A 17,116-nucleotide genomic window follows, 5' to 3' on the forward strand; every position below is an offset into this window, starting at 1 on the left:
CATTTGGAGCCGTACCCATGCATCTGGACCATTCCCACGACGGCCCCGCCGCCGTCAGTGCCGACGCCCGCCGTCCCGACGGCTCCCGGCGCGCCCTGCGGATCGGGCTCGGCGGACCCGTCGGCTCGGGCAAGACCGCCACCGTCGCCGCCCTCTGCCGGGCGCTGCGCGACGAACTCTCCCTCGCCGTCGTCACCAACGACATCTACACCCGCGAGGACGCCGAGTTCCTGCTCCGGGAGGCCGTGCTGCCGCCCGAGCGGATCACCGCCGTCGAGACGGGCGCCTGTCCGCACACCGCGATCCGGGACGACATCTCCGCCAACCTCGAAGCGGTGGAGGACCTGGAGGACGAGGTCGGCCCGCTGGACCTGATCCTCGTCGAGTCCGGCGGCGACAACCTCACCGCCACCTTCTCCAAGGGGCTCGTGGACGCGCAGATCTTCGTGATCGACGTCGCGGGCGGCGACGACATCCCGCGCAAGGGCGGCCCCGGCGTGACCACCGCCGACCTGCTCGTCGTCAACAAGACCGACCTCGCGCCGTACGTGGGCTCCGACCTGGCCCGTATGGCCGCCGACGCCAAGGCCCAGCGGGCCGAACTTCCCGTCGTCTTCCAGTCGTTGAGGAGCGAGACCGGCGTCAGGGACGTCGCCGCGTGGGCGCGGGCGCAGCTCGCCGCCTGGACGGCGTGACCGTGAGCGGGGTGCGGGCCACCGCCCGGATCGTCGCCCGGGAGGACGGGAGAGGCGGCACCTCGCTGCCCGTCCTGGAGGGCGACGGGCCGCTCGCACTGCGGCGGACGCGGGGGAGCGGGGCCGAGGCGCGGGTGATGCTCGTCGGGGCGATGAGCGGACCGCTCGGCGGGGACCACTTCGCCGTCGAGGCGAGGGTGGAGGCGGGGGCGCGGCTGAGCGTCGGATCGGCCGCCGCCACCATCGCGCTGCCGGGACAGACGAAGGGCGAGGCGCACTACGACGTACGGCTCGACGTCGCCGACGGAGGCGAACTGTCCTGGCTGCCCGAGCAGTTGATCTCTGCCAAGGGCAGCGACCTGTACGTCACCACACGCGTCGAGCTCGGCGCCCGGGCGCGGCTGGTGCTGCGCGAGGAGCAGGTGCTGGGCCGGGCCGGGGAGGAACCCGGACGGCTGACCACCCGTCTTACCGTGTGCGTCGAGGGACGCGCCGTGCTGGACCAGGAGCTGGCCTGCGGTCCCGGAGCGCCGGGCGGCTGGGACGGTTCCGCCGTGCTGGGCGGGCGCCGGGCCGTCGGTCAACTCGTCGTCGTACGACAGGAGTTCGGGACGGAACCGGTGGCGGCCCGCATGCTGGGGGAGGAGGCTGCCCTCATGCCGCTGGCCGGGCCTGCCGTGCTGGTGAGTGCCGTGGCCACCGACGCGCTGCGGCTGCGGCGCGTGCTGGACGAGGCGCTCGCCGCCCTCGGGTGAGTACGGCGCTCGGGTGGGTATCCGCTGAGCGGGACACGTCTTTCCGTTTATCGGATTGGCAAAGAAGGTCAACAGCCTCTGTTCTCAGACTGCTCACAGCCGCGAGGATCCCCCTGTCCATTTTGAAAAGACGGAGGGGGAGGCCCCACTTGAGGGCAATGAGACAGAACAGGCGGACGACGGTGCTCGGTTCGGCCGGAGCGCTCGTCACCGCCACGCTGATAGCCGGCGCCGTCGCGGCGCCCTCGGCCAGCGCGAGCGCCGCGTCCGGCGCCCGGCACGGCCAGGACCGCGAGGCCCGTGGCGCCGCCATCGCGGCTGCCCGCGCCGCGAAGGCCGGCATCGACTGGCAGGACTGCCCCGCCGACTGGGGCTTCGCCAAGCCCATCCAGTGCGGCTGGGTCAGCGTCCCGCTCGACTACGCCAAGCCGAACGGCAAGCAGATCAAGCTCGCCGTCGACCGCATCGGCAACACGGGGACCGCGGCGGAGCGCCAGGGCGCCCTCGTCTACAACCCGGGCGGCCCCGGCGGCTCGGGCATGCGCTTCCCGACCCGGGTCACCAACAAGAACCCGATCTGGGCCAACGTGGCCAAGGCCTACGACTTCGTGGGCTTCGACCCGCGCGGCGTCGGCCACTCCGCGCCCATCTCCTGCGTCGACCCGCAGGAGTTCGTGAAGGCGCCCAAGGCCGACCCGGTCCCGGACAGCGAGGCCGACAAGCTCGCCCAGCGCAAGCTGGCCGCCGAGTACGCCAAGGGCTGTGCCGAGCGCACCGGCAAGGCGATGCTCCAGCAGATGACCACGCCCAACACGGTCCGCGACCTGGACGTCATCCGTGCCGCGCTCGGCGAGAAGAAGCTCAACTACCTGGGCGTCTCCTACGGCACCTACATCGGCGCCGTCTACGGCACGATGTTCCCCGGTCACCTGCGCCGCATGATCGTGGACAGCGTGGTCAACCCGTCGAAGTCGAAGATCTGGTACCAGGCCAACCTGGACCAGGACGTCGCCTTCGAGGGCCGCTGGAAGGACTGGGAGGACTGGGTCGCCGCCAACGACGCCGCCTTCCACCTCGGCACGACCCGGGACGCCGTGCAGGCCAAGTGGCTGGAACTGCGGGCCACCGCCAAGAAGAACCCCATCGGCGGGGTCGTCGGCCCGAACGAGCTGATCGGCTTCTTCCAGAGCGCCCCGTACTACGACTCCTCGTGGGTGCCGGTCGCGACGGTCTTCAGCAAGTACTTCGTCGGCGACACCCAGGCGCTGGTCGACGCCGCCGCCCCCGACCTGTCGGACACCGCGGGCAACATCACCGCGGAGAACGGCAACGCCGTCTACACGGCCGTCGAGTGCACCGACGCCAAGTGGCCCACCAGCTGGAAGAAGTGGGACAAGGACAACACCGAGCTCAACAAGGACTACCCGTTCATGACCTGGGCCAACGCCTGGCTGAACCTGCCCTGCGCGACCTGGCCGGTCAAGCAGCAGAACCCGGTGGAGGTGGGGACCCACAAGGGCCTGCCGCAGGTCCTGATCGTGCAGTCCACCCGTGACGCCGCCACCCCGTACGACGGCGCCGTCGAACTGCACAAGCGCTTCAAGGGCTCCCGCCTGATCACCGAGAAGGACGCGGGCTCGCACGGGGTGACCGGCCTGGTCAACCCGTGCATCAACCAGAAGGTGGACGACTACCTCCTGAGCGGCAAGCTGGACGCCGCGGACGTGACCTGCACCCCGCACGCCACGCCCAAGCCGTAACAGCCAGTCGTACGAAGCGAGGGGCGGCCGGAGACTCCGGCCGCCCCTCGCCCATGCCCGACTCGCCCTACCCCAGCGGCATTCGGGGGAACCGGCGTTCCTTCTCCACGGCCCCGGCCGCCTCCGTCTCCTGCGCCTTGACGACGGCCGCGTACTCGTCGACGTACTCCTGCTCGGACAGCGTCAGGATGGCGTACATGATCTCGTCGGTGATGGCCCGCAGGATCGCCTTCTCGTTCTCCATCCCGGCGTAGCGGGAGAAGTCCAGCGGCTTGCCGAAGCGGATGACGACGGGGTGGATGTTCGGGATGACCTTGCCGGGCGGCTGCGCCTCGAAGGTGCCGATCATCGCGCAGGGAATGACGGGGACCTGAGCCTTGAGCGCCATCACGGCGACGCCGACCTTGCCCTTGTACAGCCGGCCGTCGTGCGAGCGGGTGCCCTCCGGGTAGATGCCGAGCAGCTCGTTCTTGCGCAGCACCCCGAGGCCCTCGCGGATCGCCGCCTGGCCCGCCTCCTTGCCGGTGCGGTCGACCGGGATCTGGCCCGCGCTGCGGAAGAAGGCCGCGGTCAGCCGGCCCCTGATGCCGGGACCGGTGAAGTACTCCTTCTTCGCGAGGAAGGTGATCCGGCGCTTGAGGATCGCCGGCATCAGGAAGTGGTCCGAGAAGGAGAGATGGTTGCCGGCGACGATGGCCGGACCGTCGGCCGGTACGTGTTCGAGGCCCTCGATCCGGGGCCGGAAGACCAGTCTCAGCAGAGGGCCCAACAACACGTATTTGAGCACGTAGTAGAACAAGGGGTCGCTCCTCACTCCGGCGGATCGCCTGGGCCGCCGCGTTCCAGCAGGTCAACCGGCGTGTCGTGGGGTTGCCAGTGTAGGTGCAGCCGCAGTCCGCCGGAACACGACGGACGCCGCGTCGCACGCATGGGGAGCAACTGCGGGACCAGCCTCCTGTTACCCGTCGGTAGAAGGCAACTTGACGGCCCATCATGGCGGATTCCGCATGCGGACTGGCGGGCCCCCGCGTCTTGAACGCCCGGTGTCGTGTGCGGTACTGCTCCCAGCCGCACCGGTACCGCTCACAGCCGCACGATCACCAGCGCCGTGTCGTCCGTCGCGCCACCCGGTGGGAGCAGTTCCAGGAGGACCGCGTCGGCGAGGGGTTCCGGGGACAGGGCGCGGTGGCGGGTGAGGGAGGCGGACAGGCGGGTCAGGCCCGTGTCGATGTCCTCGCCGCGGCGTTCGATCAGGCCGTCGGTGTAGAGGACGAGCGTGGCGCCCTCGGAGTACGTCGTGCGGGCCTGGGGTCTGGGGATCGGGTCGGGGCGGGCGTCCAGGGGCGGGTCGGTGGCCTGGTCCAGGAACTCGACGCGGCCGTCGGTGTGGACGAGGGCCGGCGGAGGGTGGCCCGCGCTGCTGTAGGTGATGGTGTGCTCGTCGAAGTCGATGAACGTCGTCACGGCCGTGGCCGACTCGGCGCCGTCGACCACGCCCGCGTACCGGCCCAGGACGTTGAGGGCCTCCGCCGGGCCCGCCGCGACCCGGGACGCGGCGCTCAGCGCGCTGCGCAACTGGCCCATGACACAGGAGGCTTCGAGGCCGTGGCCGACCACGTCGCCCACGGCCACCCCGATGCGGTTGCCGCCCACCAGGTCGACGAGGTCGTACCAGTCGCCGCAGACGTTGAGCGCGCCGACGGCGGGCCGGTAGCGCACGGCGGCCTGGTGGTGGCGGACCTGTCCGCGGGCCGGGAGCATCGCCTCCTGCAGGGCGAGGGCCACCTCGCGCTCGCGGGCGTGCGCCTGGCGCAGCCGTTCGTTGAGCTCCTGGAGTTCCCGGGCCCGCGTGTACAGCTCGGCCTCCAGGACCCGCGACCGGCTGCCGGTCGGCCCGCCGCGGGCCCGGATCAGCTCGGTGACCTCCTCGACCCGGTGCACCAGCAGCACGACCTTGCCCTCGGAGTCGAACACCGGCGCGTTGACCGGGCTCCAGTAGCGCTCCGTCCACTGCCCGGGCCGCTCGGGATCCTCTACGTCGTACCGCTGCAGGGCCATGGCGTCACGCTCGCCGGTGGCCACCACGCGCTCCAGCGAGGCGGCCAGGTTGCGCATGCCCGACGCGCCGTCGTCGTTCGGGTTGTCCGGGAAGACATCGAAGAGATAGCGGCCTACCACCTGCTCGCGCGTGCGCCCCGCCACCCGCAGGAACTCCTCGTTGGCGTCCGCGTAGATCAGGTCGGGCGTCAGCAGCGCCACCATGCCCGGCAACGCCTGGAACACCCCCGCGTAGTCGATGGCCGCATCGTTCATGGCTACCGCCCATCCGCCGGAATCACACCATTTTTCCACGTCGTACGACGTATGTACGTCCCCCGTCCCCGTGCGTCAGGCCGGCGGATCCGTCAGGGACTGCTCGGCCCAGATGACCTTCCCTTCCGGTACGAAGCGGGTGCCCCATCGCTGGGTGAACTGGGAAACCAGCAGCAGGCCGCGGCCGCCCTCGTCGGTGGTGCGCGGATGGCGCAGGTGGGGCGCGGTGGCGCCGCCGTCGGACACCTCGCAGATCAGCGCGCGGTCCCTGATCAGACGCAGCCGGATCGGGCCGTCCGCGTGCCGGATGGCGTTGGTGACCAGCTCGCTGACGACGAGCTCGGTGGTGAAGGCCAGTTCCTCCAGGCCCCACTCGGTCAGCTGCCGGGTGGCCTCCTTGCGGGCGTCGGCGACCACGGCCGGGTCGGCGGGCAGGTCCCAGTCGGCCACCTGGTCCTCGCCGAGCAGCCGGGTGCGCGCCATCAGCAGCGCCACGTCGTCGTACGGGCGGTCCGGGACCAGCGCGTCCACCACGGCCCGGCAGCGCAGGTCGAGCGTGGGCGCGAGCCGCTCCAGGGCGCGCCGCAGCCGGTCCCGGTCGGCGTCCACGGCCCAGTCGTCCCCGCGGGCCAGCAGCCCGTCGGTGTGCAGCGCGAGCGTGCTGCCCTCGGCCAGGGCCAGCTCGACCGACTCGAAGGGCGGACCCCCGGCGCCCAGCGGCGGCCCCTGCGGAAGGTCCACGAAGCTGACCGAGCCGTCCGGCATCACGACGGCCGGAGCGGGATGGCCCGCGGCGGCCATCGTGCACTGCCCGTCGACGGGGTCGTAGATGACGTACACACACCCCGACCCCACCTGCTGGACGCCCGCGCCCTCCGGCCCGAAGCCCTCCTCGTGGGCCGTCCGCCCGACCAGGTCGTCGAGGTGCGCGAGGATCTCCTCCGGCGGCAGGTCGAGCGCCGCGAGGGTGCGTACGGCGGTGCGCAGCCGGCCCATGGCCGCGGCGGCGTCGATGCCGTGCCCGGGCACCTCGCCGACGACCAGGGCGACGCGCGCGCCGGAGAGGGTGATCAGGTCGTACCAGTCGCCGCCGAGGCCGGTCAGTTCGTCGGCCGGCCGGTAGCAGGCGGCCACCTCCACCGCGTCCTGCTCGGGCAGCCGGCGCGGCAGCAGGCTGCGCTGGAGCACGAGGGCCGCGTCCCGCTCCCGGCTGTAGCGGCGGGCGTTGTCCACGCAGACCGCGGCGCGCGAGACAAGGTCCTCGGCGAGGGTGAGGTCGTCCTCGTCGAAGGGGTCCTGCCGGTGGCGGCGGAAGAAGGTGGTGACGCCCAGCGTGACGCCCCGGGCCCGGATCGGCACGATCAGCACGCTGTGCAGGCCCAGCTCCAGGAAGGTCGCCGCCCGGTCGCCCGGTATGTCGGTGGCCCACTCCTTGGCCAGCGGGTCGAGCCGCTCCTCGCGCCAGGAGCGGCCCGTGGTGAGGCTGCGGATCGGCGGGGACCCGGCGAGATAGGTGGCCACCTCGCCGATCGCGACGACGGCCTCCGGGACCCCGGCGTTGACCGACTGGTGCCCGGCCCGCCGCAGCGGCACCTGGTCGGTGTCGTCCAGCGGGACCGGCTCCGGCTCGGCGCCGCGCAGCACGGAGTCCAGCAGGTCGACGCAGACGAAGTCGGCGAAGCCCTGCACGGCCACGTCGGCCAGCTCCTGCGCGGTCCGCGTGATGTCCAGGGTGCGGCCGATCTGCTCACCGGCCCGGTCGAGCAGGGCGAGCCGCTGCCGGGCCCGGTGCCGCTCGGTGATGTCGACGACGGTGTAGTAGACGCCCATGGGGTGGCCCTGGTCGTCCTCCAGCCGGGTGAACGACAGCATGTGCGCGGTCTCCCGGTGCGGTGCCGAGCGGACCTGGCCCACGTGCTCGTACCCCACCACCGGCCGGCCGGTCTCCAGCACGCGCCGGATCTGCGCCTCGATGCCCTCGGTGTCGATGCCGGGCTGGATCTCCACGAGCCGCCGGCCCAGCCGCTGGGCCGCGGAGCCGCCGCCGAACTGCTCCAGGGCGGCGTTCGACCAGACGCAGCGCAGATCGGTGTCCACGATCGCTATGCCGACGGGGGAGTCGGTGACCATCTGTTCCAGCACCGTGCGGCTCATGTCCCAGCCGCGGGCGCCGGCCGCGTCGGAGAGCAGGACCAGCCAGTGGGCCGCGCCGTCGGGTTCCACCGCCGGAGTGATCCGCACCATCAGCCGGACCGGCCGGCCGCCGCGGTGGCGTGCGGTGAGCAGCCCCGCCCAGCCGCCGTCCCGGCGGCACCGCTCGGCCAGCTCGGGCACCCGCGCGGCGTCCTCCGCGGACAGCAGGCCGGCCACGTCGGTGCCCACCACCTCGGCGGCGGTGTACGCCAGCAGCCGCTGGGCGTCCGGCGTCCAGCTCGTCACCACGCCCCGCGCGTCGAGCAGCAGGGGCGCGGCGTCGGCCACGTCGAACCGCTGCCGGGCGACGTCCCGCTCCTCGTGAGTGCCCACGGCCGACCTCTCTGTCGCTGAGAGTGGTCTACCACCTCTTGTCCCCATCTTCACCCTTCGGGCACCGGGTGGGCTCGGAGAGAACAGTGGGGGGTGGGGTACGGCCACCCCCCACACCGGAACTACTTGCCCAGCACCTTCTCCAGCGCCCCCAGCGCCGACCCCAGCTCCTCCGCCGTGATCGTCAGCGGCGGCGCCAGGCGGATCGTCGAGCCGTGGGTGTCCTTGACCAGGACGCCCTCCCGCATCAGGCGCTCGCCGATCTCGCGTCCGGTGCCGATGGCCGGGTCGATGTCGACGCCCGCCCACAGACCCCGCGCGCGGAAGCCGGCGACGCCGCTGCCGACGAGGGCCGCGAGGCCGTCGCGCAGGACCGCGCCGAGCTCGGTCGCCCGGCGCTGGAACTCGCCCGTCTCCAGCAGCTCGACCACCGCCGTGCCGACCGCGGCGGCCAGGGGGTTGCCGCCGAACGTCGACCCGTGCTCGCCGGGCCGCAGCACCCCGAGCACGTCCCGGCGGGCGACCACCGCCGACACCGGTACGATCCCGCCGCCCAGCGCCTTGCCCAGCAGCAGCACGTCCGGCACGACCGCCTCGTGCTCGACGGCGAGCGTACGGCCCGTGCGGCCGAGGCCCGACTGGATCTCGTCCGCGATGAAGAGGCAGCCCTTGCGGCGGGTCAGCTCGCGCACGCCCGCCAGATAGCCCTCGTCCGGGATCACCACGCCCGCCTCGCCCTGGATGGGCTCCAGCAGCACGGCCGCCGTCGTCCCGTCGACCGCCGCCTCAAGGGCCGCGAGGTCGTTGTACGGCACGATCCGGAAGCCGGGCGTGAAGGGACCGAAGCCCTGCCGCGCCGTCTCGTCCGTGGAGAACGACACGATGGTCGTCGTACGGCCGTGGAAGTTCTCCGCGGCGACCACGATCGTCGCCCGGTCGGCCGGGACGCCCTTCACCTCGTACGCCCACTTGCGGGCCACCTTGATGCCGGACTCGACCGCCTCGGCGCCCGTGTTCATCGGCAGCACCATGTCGAGGCCGGTCAACTCGGCCAGCCGCTCGGCGAATTCGGCCAGCCTGTCGTTGTGGAAGGCGCGGGAGGTGAGGGTCAGCCGGTCCAGCTGGCGGTGGGCGGCCTCGATCAGCGCCGGGTGGCGGTGGCCGAAGTTGAGGGCCGAGTAGCCGGCCAGCATGTCCAGGTAGCGGCGGCCCTCGACGTCCTCGACCCAGGTGCCCTCGGCGCGGGCGACCACGACGGGCAGCGGGTGGTAGTTGTGCGCCAGGACCGGTTCCTCGGCGCGGATGAGCTCGGCGGACGAACGCGTGGTCACGGGAGCGGTCATGAACGGATCTCCTGGGTGCAGCACTTGATGCCGCCGCCTGCCTTGCGGAACTCGGACAGGTCGACGGGCACGGGGACATAGCCGCGGTCGGCGAGGGAGGAGGCGAGGGACTCGGCCTGGGGTGCGATGAAGACGTTGCGGCCGTCGGAGACGGAGTTGAGGCCGAAGGCCAGCGCGTCGTCGAGGGTCGCGAGCACGGCGTTCGGATAGAGCCGCGCCAGCACCTCGCGGCTGCCCGGCGAGAACGCCTCCGGGTAGTACGAGACGTTGTTGCCGTCGACGGAGTCGTCCAGGACGAACAGCGCCGTGTCCAGGTGGTAGAAGCGCGGGTCCACCAGCGTCAGGCTGATCACCGGATGGCCGAAGAACTCCTGCACCTCGCGGTGGGCCTCCCGGGTGGTGCGGAAGCCGGTGCCGGCGAGCACGTACCGGCCCGTCCAGACCAGGTCGCCCTCGCCCTCGCAGACGGCCTCGGGCCGGTGCACGTCGAAGCCGGCCGTCTTGAACCACGTGTCGTAGTGCGTGGACTCCGGGCGCCGCTCGGGCGCGTGGAAGAGCGAGCCGAAGACGCGGCCGTCCACGACGACCGCGGAGTTCGCGGCGAAGACCATGTCCGGGAGGCCGGGCGCGGGCTCCACCACGTCCACGGCGTGGCCGTGGGTGCGATAGGCGCTGATCAGCGCCTGCCACTGCTCCTGTGCCAGGTCGACGTCGACGCGGACGTCGGGTTGCATCCAGGGATTGATCGCGTACTGCACGGCGAAGTGTCTGGGTTCGCAGACGAGATACCGCCGCCGGCGCGGCACACGGGAATCGGACACAGAGGGGTTCCTCCGCTTCCTGGGTGTCGAGGTGGGTTGACACCAAGGTAGGAAGTGACCCAGACGCTCGACAAGCAACGAGAATTGCGTGTCCGCGCAGGAATGCTGCGTCTTTGTCCGGTCCTACGCAGCTCTGCTGCGCACTCGGATGTCTATTCGGGAGCCGGCTGTGTGGCGCCCGCCTCCGGACTCTCCGGGAGCAGATGGGACAGCACCATCACGCTGATCGTCTTCCGGATGAACGGCTCGGTGCGGATGCGCTCCAGCACCTCCTCGAAGTGCTCCACGTCCCGCGCCCGTACGTGCAGCAGCGCGTCGGCGCCGCCGGTCACCGTCATCGCCGCGGTGATCTCCGGATGGTTGCGGACCACCTCCGTAAGCCGCCGCGGCGGGGCCGCGCCCTCGCAGTACACCTCGACGTACGCCTCCGTGCGCCAGCCGAGCGCCGACGGCTCCACCGTGGCCGTGAACCCGGTGATCACCCCGGTCTCGCGCAGCCGGTCCACCCTCCGTTTCACCGCCGTGGACGACAGCCCGACGGCGGCGCCGATCTCGGCGAAGCTCGTCCTGGCGTTGCCCATCAGCGCGTTGATGATCTTCCGGTCGGTCTCGTCGAACGGCGCGGGCCTGCTGTTCATGTCGGCACTGTATCCAGCAGATACGTCCACGCCCGGCACATGTCCAGCCGTCCTGATTACACCTAGACTCCGGGGTCATGCTGCGCGCCCTCGCCGTCGACGACGAACGCCCCTCGCTGGAGGAACTGCTCTATCTGCTGAACGCCGACCCGCGCGTCGGCACCGCGGAGGGCGCCGGCGACGCGACCGAGGCGCTGCGGCGCATCAACCGCGCCCTGGAGTCCGGGCCCGGCGGCCCCGAGGCGATCGACGTCGTCTTCCTCGACATCCAGATGCCCGGCCTCGACGGCCTCGACCTGGCCCGGCTGCTGACCGGCTTCGCCAAGCCGCCGCTCGTCGTGTTCGTCACCGCCCACGAGGACTTCGCCGTCCAGGCCTTCGACCTCAAGGCCGTCGACTACGTCCTCAAGCCGGTCCGCAAGGAACGCCTCGCGGAGGCGGTCCGCCGGGCCGCCGAACTCACCGACAACACCCCGCGCATCCCCGTCCACGAACCCGACCCGGACCAGATACCCGTCGAACTCGGCGGTGTGACCCGCTTCGTAGCCGTCGACGACATCACCCACGTCGAGGCCCAGGGCGACTACGCCCGCCTGCACACCGACAGGGGCAGCCACCTCGTACGGATCCCGCTGTCCACCCTGGAGGAGCGCTGGCGCTCCCGCGGCTTCGTCCGCATCCACCGCCGCCACCTGGTCGCCCTGCGCCACGTCGGCGAACTCCGCCTGGACGCCGGGACGGTGAGCGTCGTGGTCGGCGGCGAGGAGCTCCAGGTCAGCCGCCGGCACGCGCGAGAGCTGCGGGACCTGCTGATGAGGAGGCCCTGACCGTGCCCAGCCAGGATCCCGCCGAGCGGCGCGTCGTCGTCACAGGGCCGTCCCGCCGCACCCGCCCCGCCTCCGGCTACTACCGCCCGCGCACCGAGATCGACGAGCAGACCACCCTCGGCCACACCTACGTCCGCTCACTCATGCGCACCCAACTCCGCGCCGCCCTCGCCGTGTTCGCGGTCCTAGGCCTGCTGATCGGACCGCTGCCCCTCGTCTTCGCCGCCATGCCGGACGCCCACCGCCTCGAATGGGGCATCCTCGGCTTCTGCCTCTACGCCCCCCTCGTCCTGCTCGCCCTCTGGTACGTCCGCCGCGCCGAGCGCAACGAGCGGGACTTCGTGCGGCTCGTCGAAGACCGATGAACTCCAGCTACGCGGTCCCGGCGGTCGCGCTGGTGGTCGTGGCGACGGTGCTCGTCGGCGCCTTCGGCCTGCGCATCTCCCGCACCACCTCCGACTTCTACGTCGCCTCCCGCACCGTCGGCCCCCGCCTCAACGCGGCCGCCATCAGCGGCGAGTACCTCTCCGCCGCCTCCTTCCTGGGCATCGCGGGCCTGGTCCTGGTCCAGGGCCCGGACATGCTCTGGTACCCCGTCGGCTACACCGCCGGCTACCTGGTCCTGCTGCTGTTCGTCGCCGCCCCGCTGCGCCGCTCCGGCGCCTACACGCTCCCCGACTTCGCCGAGGCCCGGCTCGCCTCGCACGGCGTACGGCGCCTCGCGGGAGCCTTCGTCGTGGGCGTCGGCTGGCTCTATCTGCTGCCCCAACTCCAGGGCGCCGGACTGACGTTGACCGTCCTCACCGGCGCCCCCGACCTGCTCGGCGGCCTGATCGTGGCCGTCGTCGTGGTCGCCACCGTCGCCGCGGGCGGCATGCGCAGCATCACCTTCGTGCAGGCCTTCCAGTACTGGCTCAAGCTCACCGCCCTGCTCGTCCCCGCCCTCTTCCTGGTGCTCGCCTGGCAGGGCGACGGCTCCCCCGACCACGCCTTCGAGGAACCGGCCACCTTCCGCGAGCAGCGCGTCGTGAAGGTCGACGACAGCCTCGACCTGAAGCTGGAGCGCCCGCTGACCGTCACGGTCACCGGCACCGTCGACGGCCGTACCCACGACGACCAGCGGGTACGGCTCCCGGCCGGCACCCACCACATCCAGCAGGGCACCCGCCTCACCTTCGCCAAGGGCGCCACCGTCCCGGCCGCCGACCGCGGCACCAACGGCGGCATGTCCACCTCGCTCGCCGCAGGCCGCCAGGAACGCCCGCTGTACGCCACGTACGGACTGATCCTCGCGACCTTCCTGGGCACCATGGGCCTGCCGCACGTCGTCGTCCGCTTCTACACCAGCCCGCACGGCGTCGCCGCCCGCCGCACCACGGTCGCCGTCCTCGGCCTGATCGGCGCCTTCTACCTCCTGCCGCCGCTGTACGGCGCCCTCGGCCGCCTCTACACGCCCGAACTCGCCCTCAGCGGCGACGCCGACGCCGCCGTACTGCTGCTGCCGGACCGCATGATCGGTGGCGTCGGCGGCGATCTGCTGGGGGCGCTGGTGGCGGGCGGGGCCTTCGCCGCGTTCCTGTCCACGGCGTCCGGGCTGACCATGGCCGTCGCGGGCGTGCTCACCCAGGACGTCCTCCCGTCGCGCGGGGTGCGCCACTTCAGGCTCGGCACGGTGCTGTCGATGGCCGTGCCGCTCGCCGCGAGCGTGCTGGTGGGCGGGCTGCCGGTGGCCGACGCGGTGGGGCTGGCCTTCGCGGTGTCGGCGTCCTCGTTCTGCCCGCTGCTGGTGCTCGGCATCTGGTGGCGGCGGCTCACTCCGCCGGGCGCGGTGGCCGGGATGCTGATCGGCGGCGGCTCGGCGTTCGTGGCGGTGGCCGCGACCATGGCGGGATTCCCCGGCTCCGGCCCTCTGCACGCTTTACTGGCCTGGCCCGCACTCTGGTCGGTGCCGCTGGGCTTCCTCACCATGGTGCTGGTGTCCCTGGCCACGCCGGGGCGGGTGCCGGCGGGGACCGAGGGCATCCTGGCGCGGTTCCACCTGCCGGAGGAACTGAGGGCGGAGGTGAAGGCGTGAGCGGCTTCCTGGCCGGCCTGTGTGTCGCCGTCCTCCCGCTGCTCGCCGCCGGTTTCTGGCTGGGGCGGCGCACCGCACGGCCCGAGAACCTCGCCGGGCTCGGGACACCGGTCGAGCACGCCACCTTCCAGACCCTGCACACCGCCTCGCTCGCCGCGCCCCCGCTGCGGGCCGGGCTGACCGAGGAGACCGCCCGCAAGTCGGCCCGCAGGCTGCGCACCCTGCTCGGCACGGACGCGCTGTGCCTGACGGACCAGAAGGAGGTCCTGGTCTGGGACGGCGTCGGCGCCCACCACCGCACGGAGATCATGGAACGCCTCGCCGACGCCCTTGAAACCGGCCGCGGCGAGGCCTTCCGCCTCAAGTGCGAGGCCCCCGACTGCCCGGTCCGCTGGGCCGTCGTCGCCCCCCTCACCGTCGACGACCGGGTGCACGGCACCCTCGTCGCCTGCGCGCCCCGCGAGTCCGCCGTCCTGGTCCGGGCCGCCGGAGAGGTCGCCCGCTGGGTGAGCGTCCAGCTGGAGCTGGCCGATCTCGACCAGTCCCGCACCCGCCTGATCGAGGCCGAGATCAAGGCACTTCGGGCGCAGATCTCCCCGCACTTCATCTTCAACTCGCTCGCGGTGATCGCCAGCTTCGTCCGCACCGACCCCGAGCGCGCCCGCGAACTCCTCCTGGAATTCGCCGACTTCACCCGCTACTCGTTCCGCAGGCACGGCGACTTCACCACCCTGGCCGACGAACTCCACGCCATCGACCACTACTTGGCGCTGGTGAGGGCACGCTTCGGCGAGCGCCTCTCGGTCACCCTGCAGATCGCCCCCGAGGTGCTCCCGGTCGCCCTGCCCTTCCTCTGCCTCCAGCCCCTCGTCGAGAACGCCGTCAAACACGGCCTCGAAGGCAAGGCGGCGACCGTCGGGGGCAAGTGCCACATCAGCATCACGGCACAGGACACCGGCGCCGAGGCCCTGGTCGTCATCGAGGACGACGGCGTCGGCATGGACCCGGTGCTGCTGCGCCGTATCCTCGCGGGCGAGGTCAGCCCGTCCGGCGGCATCGGGCTGTCCAACGTCGACGACCGGCTCCGGCAGGTCTACGGCGACGACTACGGGCTCGTCATCGAGACCGCCGTCGGCGCGGGCATGAAGGTCACCGCCCGGCTGCCCAAGTACCAGCCGGGCGTCCACTCCGCCGGGCGGATCGGCGAGGAGTGAGCTTCAGTGCCGTGGGTCAGGCGCTGCTGCGGGTGGCGATCATGCCGAGGGTGAGCAGCCCCAGCACGACCCAGCCGAACCACAGCCAGCCGTTGCTGCCGAGCGCCACCGTGTAGGCCGTGACCACGACGAGACCGCCGACCGTCAGCACGCCCATAGCCTTCGTAGAACCGTCCGTAGAACCGGGCATCGAGGCACCCTCCTCAGGATTCGTCCCCCTCCATGGTGCCCCCGTTCTGCCTCCGGACGGTGCACACGACGAAATGGGTGCCCGTTTTCCAGGGTCCTTCGCTGGTCCAGGAGCCCGAGGTGTAGGCCGACGGGTCGAATCCGTAGTCGCGCGGCGGCACGTCCTTCGCGCAGGCCGCGTCCGACTCCGTACGGGCCTCGGCGAAGGTGACGTCCTTGCCCAGCCGGGTGAAACCGAGCACCTGTTCGTCGTGCAGGCCGGAGCAGTCGACCAGGGCGGCGCTCCGGTTGGAGTTGGTCCGCAGACAGTCCCGGCGCTGCATGTTCTCCGTGTGGGTGAAGGGCGTGCCGAGCTTGCGGTTGTCGCCGAGCGGTCCGTAGACCGGCCCGTGCGCGCCCACCACCAGACAGGCCGTGCGCCGGCCCGCGGTCTCGAAACCGGCGTCCGTCGGCACGATCGCGACACTGTGGACGTCCGCCAGCCGCTCCCGGATCTCCTGCGTCCGCTCCTCGCACCGCGCCGCCCCCAGCTTGCGCGCCTCGTCCGCCGAGGCGGCCGGCGCGAACGCCATGACCTGCCCGTCCGGCGGCCCGCTCGTGCAGGTCGGGTCCAGCTTCAGCCTGGGCGTGCCCTGGAGCGGCCCGCCCGGCCAGTCGGTGAGCACGCAGTCGCCGTCCTTGAGCGGCACGGTGAGCCCGACGGCCGAGCCGTACGGCGCCTTCGCCCCGCTGTCGCCGTCACTCGTCCGGTGGGCCATGGCGTACCAGACCCCGCCCAGCGCCAGCACGAGCCCCAGCGAGGCGGCGGCAACGGCCCGGAGCACCCGCGGGAGCGCACTGCGGCGATGGGTGGCCGGGGGCGTCCCGGGCACCACGACGGGCCCGAAGCCACTGGATCCGAAACTGCCCGACACCGACCTCGAACCGAAGTCGCCCGCCCCGAGGCTGTCCGAGCGGAAGCCCTCGGCCGCGGGTCCGGGACCCGGCGGCGGAGGCGGTGGGGGAGGAGCCACGCCCGCCCACGGCGGCTGTGAGCCGAGGTCGGTCTGGGTGCGGGCGAAGGAGTCCGGCTCCGGCGTCACGATCCGCGACAGCGCCGCCTCCGCCTCCGGCGCCGACGGCCGCCGTACCGGATCCTTCTCCAGCAGCCTCTGCAGTACGGGACCCAGCGCGCCCGCCCGCTGGGCCGGACGCGGCTCCTCCATCACCACGGCGGTCACCTCGGCGAGATGCGACTCCCGCTCGAAGGGGCCCCGGCCCTCGACGCCGTAGTAGAGCGTGCAGCCCAGCGAGAACAGGTCGGCGGCGGGCGTCGGCGACCCACCCGTGGCCCGCTCCGGCGCCAGATAGCCCGACGTCCCCACCAGCACGGACGCCAGCGTGTACCGGGTCTCGCCCGCGTCCGGCTGCACCGAGATGCCGTAGTCGGTGAGCAGGATCCGCCCGTACGGCGCCCCCGAGCGGTCCGGCGCCAGCAGGATGTTCGCCGGTTTCACGTCCCGGTGCAGCACGCCCCGCTCGTGCCCGGCGGTCAGCGCGTCGAGGACGGCGAGGCCGATCCGGGCGCACTCCGCGGGCGCGAGCGGGCCGCGCTGTTCGACCAGGTCGCGCAGGTCGACCGCGCCGCTCACGTACTCCATGACGATCCACGGCAGCCCCTCGTGCTCCAGCACGTCGTGCACGGTCACCACGTGCGGGTGGCCGCGCAGCCCGGCCGCGTGCCGGGCCTCGGCGCGGGCCCGCGCCACCCTGGCCTCGCGTTCGTCACCGATGGGCTCCGGATCCCGGAAGACGATCTCCTTGAGCGCCACCTCGCAGGCGAGTCTCTGGTCGTGGGCGAGCCAGACATGGCCCATGCCGCCGCTGCCGAGCCGGTTCAGCAGCAGATAACGGCCGGCGATGACCCGGCCCACTCCCGACGTCGGTGATCCTGAATGCATCCGGTGACTCCCGGGTTCTGC

General features: G+C 72.3%; 15 protein-coding genes. 7 read left to right on the forward strand and 8 right to left on the reverse strand.

Features of this window, described 5'->3' with window-relative positions:
• Nucleotides 1-17: 17 nt before the first annotated feature.
• The 3 genes from ureG (at nucleotide 18) to ABZ848_RS11680 (ending at nucleotide 3,210) form a co-directional block, all read left to right on the forward strand.
• Nucleotides 18-695: an urease accessory protein UreG gene (ureG, locus tag ABZ848_RS11670; RefSeq protein ID WP_360829155.1), complete on the forward strand. Its 678-nt coding sequence runs from the start codon at nucleotides 18-20 to the stop codon at nucleotides 693-695.
• Nucleotides 683-1,450: an urease accessory protein UreD gene (locus ABZ848_RS11675; RefSeq protein WP_360829835.1), complete on the forward strand. Its 768-nt coding sequence runs from the start codon at nucleotides 683-685 to the stop codon at nucleotides 1,448-1,450. The genes ureG and ABZ848_RS11675 overlap by 13 nt, the downstream gene beginning before the upstream one ends.
• Nucleotides 1,451-1,608: 158 nt before the next feature.
• The gene (locus ABZ848_RS11680; RefSeq protein WP_360829158.1) at nucleotides 1,609-3,210 is read left to right on the forward strand and encodes an alpha/beta hydrolase; all 1,602 of its coding nucleotides are present in this window, start codon (nucleotides 1,609-1,611) and stop codon (nucleotides 3,208-3,210) included.
• A 67-nt stretch (nucleotides 3,211-3,277) separates the two neighbouring features.
• Here ABZ848_RS11680 and ABZ848_RS11685 read toward each other — a convergent pair whose 3' ends face one another.
• The 6 genes from ABZ848_RS11685 to ABZ848_RS11710 form a co-directional block, all read right to left on the reverse strand.
• Complete coding sequence (locus ABZ848_RS11685) at nucleotides 3,278-4,009, reverse strand: lysophospholipid acyltransferase family protein (protein ID WP_360829161.1); 732 nt, start codon at nucleotides 4,007-4,009, stop codon at nucleotides 3,278-3,280.
• Between the two features lie 284 nt (nucleotides 4,010-4,293).
• The gene (locus ABZ848_RS11690) at nucleotides 4,294-5,523 is read right to left on the reverse strand and encodes a SpoIIE family protein phosphatase (RefSeq protein ID WP_360829163.1); all 1,230 of its coding nucleotides are present in this window, start codon (nucleotides 5,521-5,523) and stop codon (nucleotides 4,294-4,296) included.
• A 75-nt stretch (nucleotides 5,524-5,598) separates the two neighbouring features.
• On the reverse strand, nucleotides 5,599-8,049 hold the full coding sequence (locus ABZ848_RS11695; protein WP_360829166.1) for a SpoIIE family protein phosphatase: 2,451 nt from the start codon (nucleotides 8,047-8,049) through the stop codon (nucleotides 5,599-5,601).
• 122 nt (nucleotides 8,050-8,171) lie between these two features.
• Nucleotides 8,172-9,392, reverse strand: coding sequence for an ornithine--oxo-acid transaminase (gene rocD / locus ABZ848_RS11700; RefSeq protein WP_360829169.1), 1,221 nt, complete (start codon nucleotides 9,390-9,392; stop codon nucleotides 8,172-8,174).
• A complete protein-coding gene (ddaH, locus tag ABZ848_RS11705) occupies nucleotides 9,389-10,213 on the reverse strand; it encodes a dimethylargininase (protein WP_360829172.1) in 825 nt (274 codons plus the stop codon). The genes rocD and ddaH overlap by 4 nt, the downstream gene beginning before the upstream one ends.
• Before the next feature lie 152 nt (nucleotides 10,214-10,365).
• Complete coding sequence (locus tag ABZ848_RS11710; RefSeq protein ID WP_360829175.1) at nucleotides 10,366-10,851, reverse strand: Lrp/AsnC family transcriptional regulator; 486 nt, start codon at nucleotides 10,849-10,851, stop codon at nucleotides 10,366-10,368.
• A 77-nt stretch (nucleotides 10,852-10,928) separates the two neighbouring features.
• Between ABZ848_RS11710 and ABZ848_RS11715 the strand changes: the two genes are divergently transcribed.
• Genes ABZ848_RS11715 through ABZ848_RS11730 form a run of 4 tightly spaced genes read left to right on the forward strand, consistent with a single transcriptional unit; the run spans nucleotide 10,929 to nucleotide 14,966 of the window.
• A complete protein-coding gene (locus ABZ848_RS11715) occupies nucleotides 10,929-11,678 on the forward strand; it encodes a LytTR family DNA-binding domain-containing protein (protein WP_360829178.1) in 750 nt (249 codons plus the stop codon).
• The gene (locus ABZ848_RS11720) at nucleotides 11,675-12,043 is read left to right on the forward strand and encodes a hypothetical protein (protein ID WP_360829837.1); all 369 of its coding nucleotides are present in this window, start codon (nucleotides 11,675-11,677) and stop codon (nucleotides 12,041-12,043) included. Before ABZ848_RS11715 ends, ABZ848_RS11720 begins: the two co-directional genes overlap by 4 nt.
• A complete protein-coding gene (locus tag ABZ848_RS11725; protein WP_360829181.1) occupies nucleotides 12,040-13,752 on the forward strand; it encodes a cation acetate symporter in 1,713 nt (570 codons plus the stop codon). The genes ABZ848_RS11720 and ABZ848_RS11725 overlap by 4 nt, the downstream gene beginning before the upstream one ends.
• On the forward strand, nucleotides 13,749-14,966 hold the full coding sequence (locus tag ABZ848_RS11730; protein ID WP_360829184.1) for a histidine kinase: 1,218 nt from the start codon (nucleotides 13,749-13,751) through the stop codon (nucleotides 14,964-14,966). The genes ABZ848_RS11725 and ABZ848_RS11730 overlap by 4 nt, the downstream gene beginning before the upstream one ends.
• A 16-nt stretch (nucleotides 14,967-14,982) precedes the next feature.
• Here ABZ848_RS11730 and ABZ848_RS11735 read toward each other — a convergent pair whose 3' ends face one another.
• Both ABZ848_RS11735 and ABZ848_RS11740 read right to left on the reverse strand, forming a co-directional pair.
• The gene (locus ABZ848_RS11735; protein WP_242777128.1) at nucleotides 14,983-15,156 is read right to left on the reverse strand and encodes a hypothetical protein; all 174 of its coding nucleotides are present in this window, start codon (nucleotides 15,154-15,156) and stop codon (nucleotides 14,983-14,985) included.
• Nucleotides 15,157-15,169: 13 nt separating this feature from the next.
• Nucleotides 15,170-17,095: a protein kinase gene (locus tag ABZ848_RS11740; RefSeq protein WP_360829188.1), complete on the reverse strand. Its 1,926-nt coding sequence runs from the start codon at nucleotides 17,093-17,095 to the stop codon at nucleotides 15,170-15,172.
• Nucleotides 17,096-17,116: the final 21 nt, after the last annotated feature.

Source organism: Streptomyces sp. NPDC047081 (assembly GCF_040643775.1).
Taxonomy (GTDB): Bacteria; Actinomycetota; Actinomycetes; order Streptomycetales; family Streptomycetaceae; genus Streptomyces.

Excerpts from the sequence above, each read along its gene's own strand:
- ureG (WP_360829155.1), top strand. The coding sequence starts at position 18 with ATGCATCTGGACCATTCCCACGACGGCCCCGCCGCCGTCAGTGCCGAC.
- ABZ848_RS11680 (WP_360829158.1), top strand. The coding sequence starts at position 1,609 with ATGAGACAGAACAGGCGGACGACGGTGCTCGGTTCGGCCGGAGCGCTC.
- ABZ848_RS11690 (WP_360829163.1), bottom strand. The coding sequence starts at position 5,523 with ATGAACGATGCGGCCATCGACTACGCGGGGGTGTTCCAGGCGTTGCCG.
- rocD (WP_360829169.1), bottom strand. The coding sequence starts at position 9,392 with ATGACCGCTCCCGTGACCACGCGTTCGTCCGCCGAGCTCATCCGCGCC.
- ABZ848_RS11710 (WP_360829175.1), bottom strand. The coding sequence starts at position 10,851 with ATGAACAGCAGGCCCGCGCCGTTCGACGAGACCGACCGGAAGATCATC.
- ABZ848_RS11715 (WP_360829178.1), top strand. The coding sequence starts at position 10,929 with ATGCTGCGCGCCCTCGCCGTCGACGACGAACGCCCCTCGCTGGAGGAA.
- ABZ848_RS11725 (WP_360829181.1), top strand. The coding sequence starts at position 12,040 with ATGAACTCCAGCTACGCGGTCCCGGCGGTCGCGCTGGTGGTCGTGGCG.
- ABZ848_RS11735 (WP_242777128.1), bottom strand. The coding sequence starts at position 15,156 with ATGCCCGGTTCTACGGACGGTTCTACGAAGGCTATGGGCGTGCTGACG.
- ABZ848_RS11740 (WP_360829188.1), bottom strand. The coding sequence starts at position 17,095 with ATGCATTCAGGATCACCGACGTCGGGAGTGGGCCGGGTCATCGCCGGC.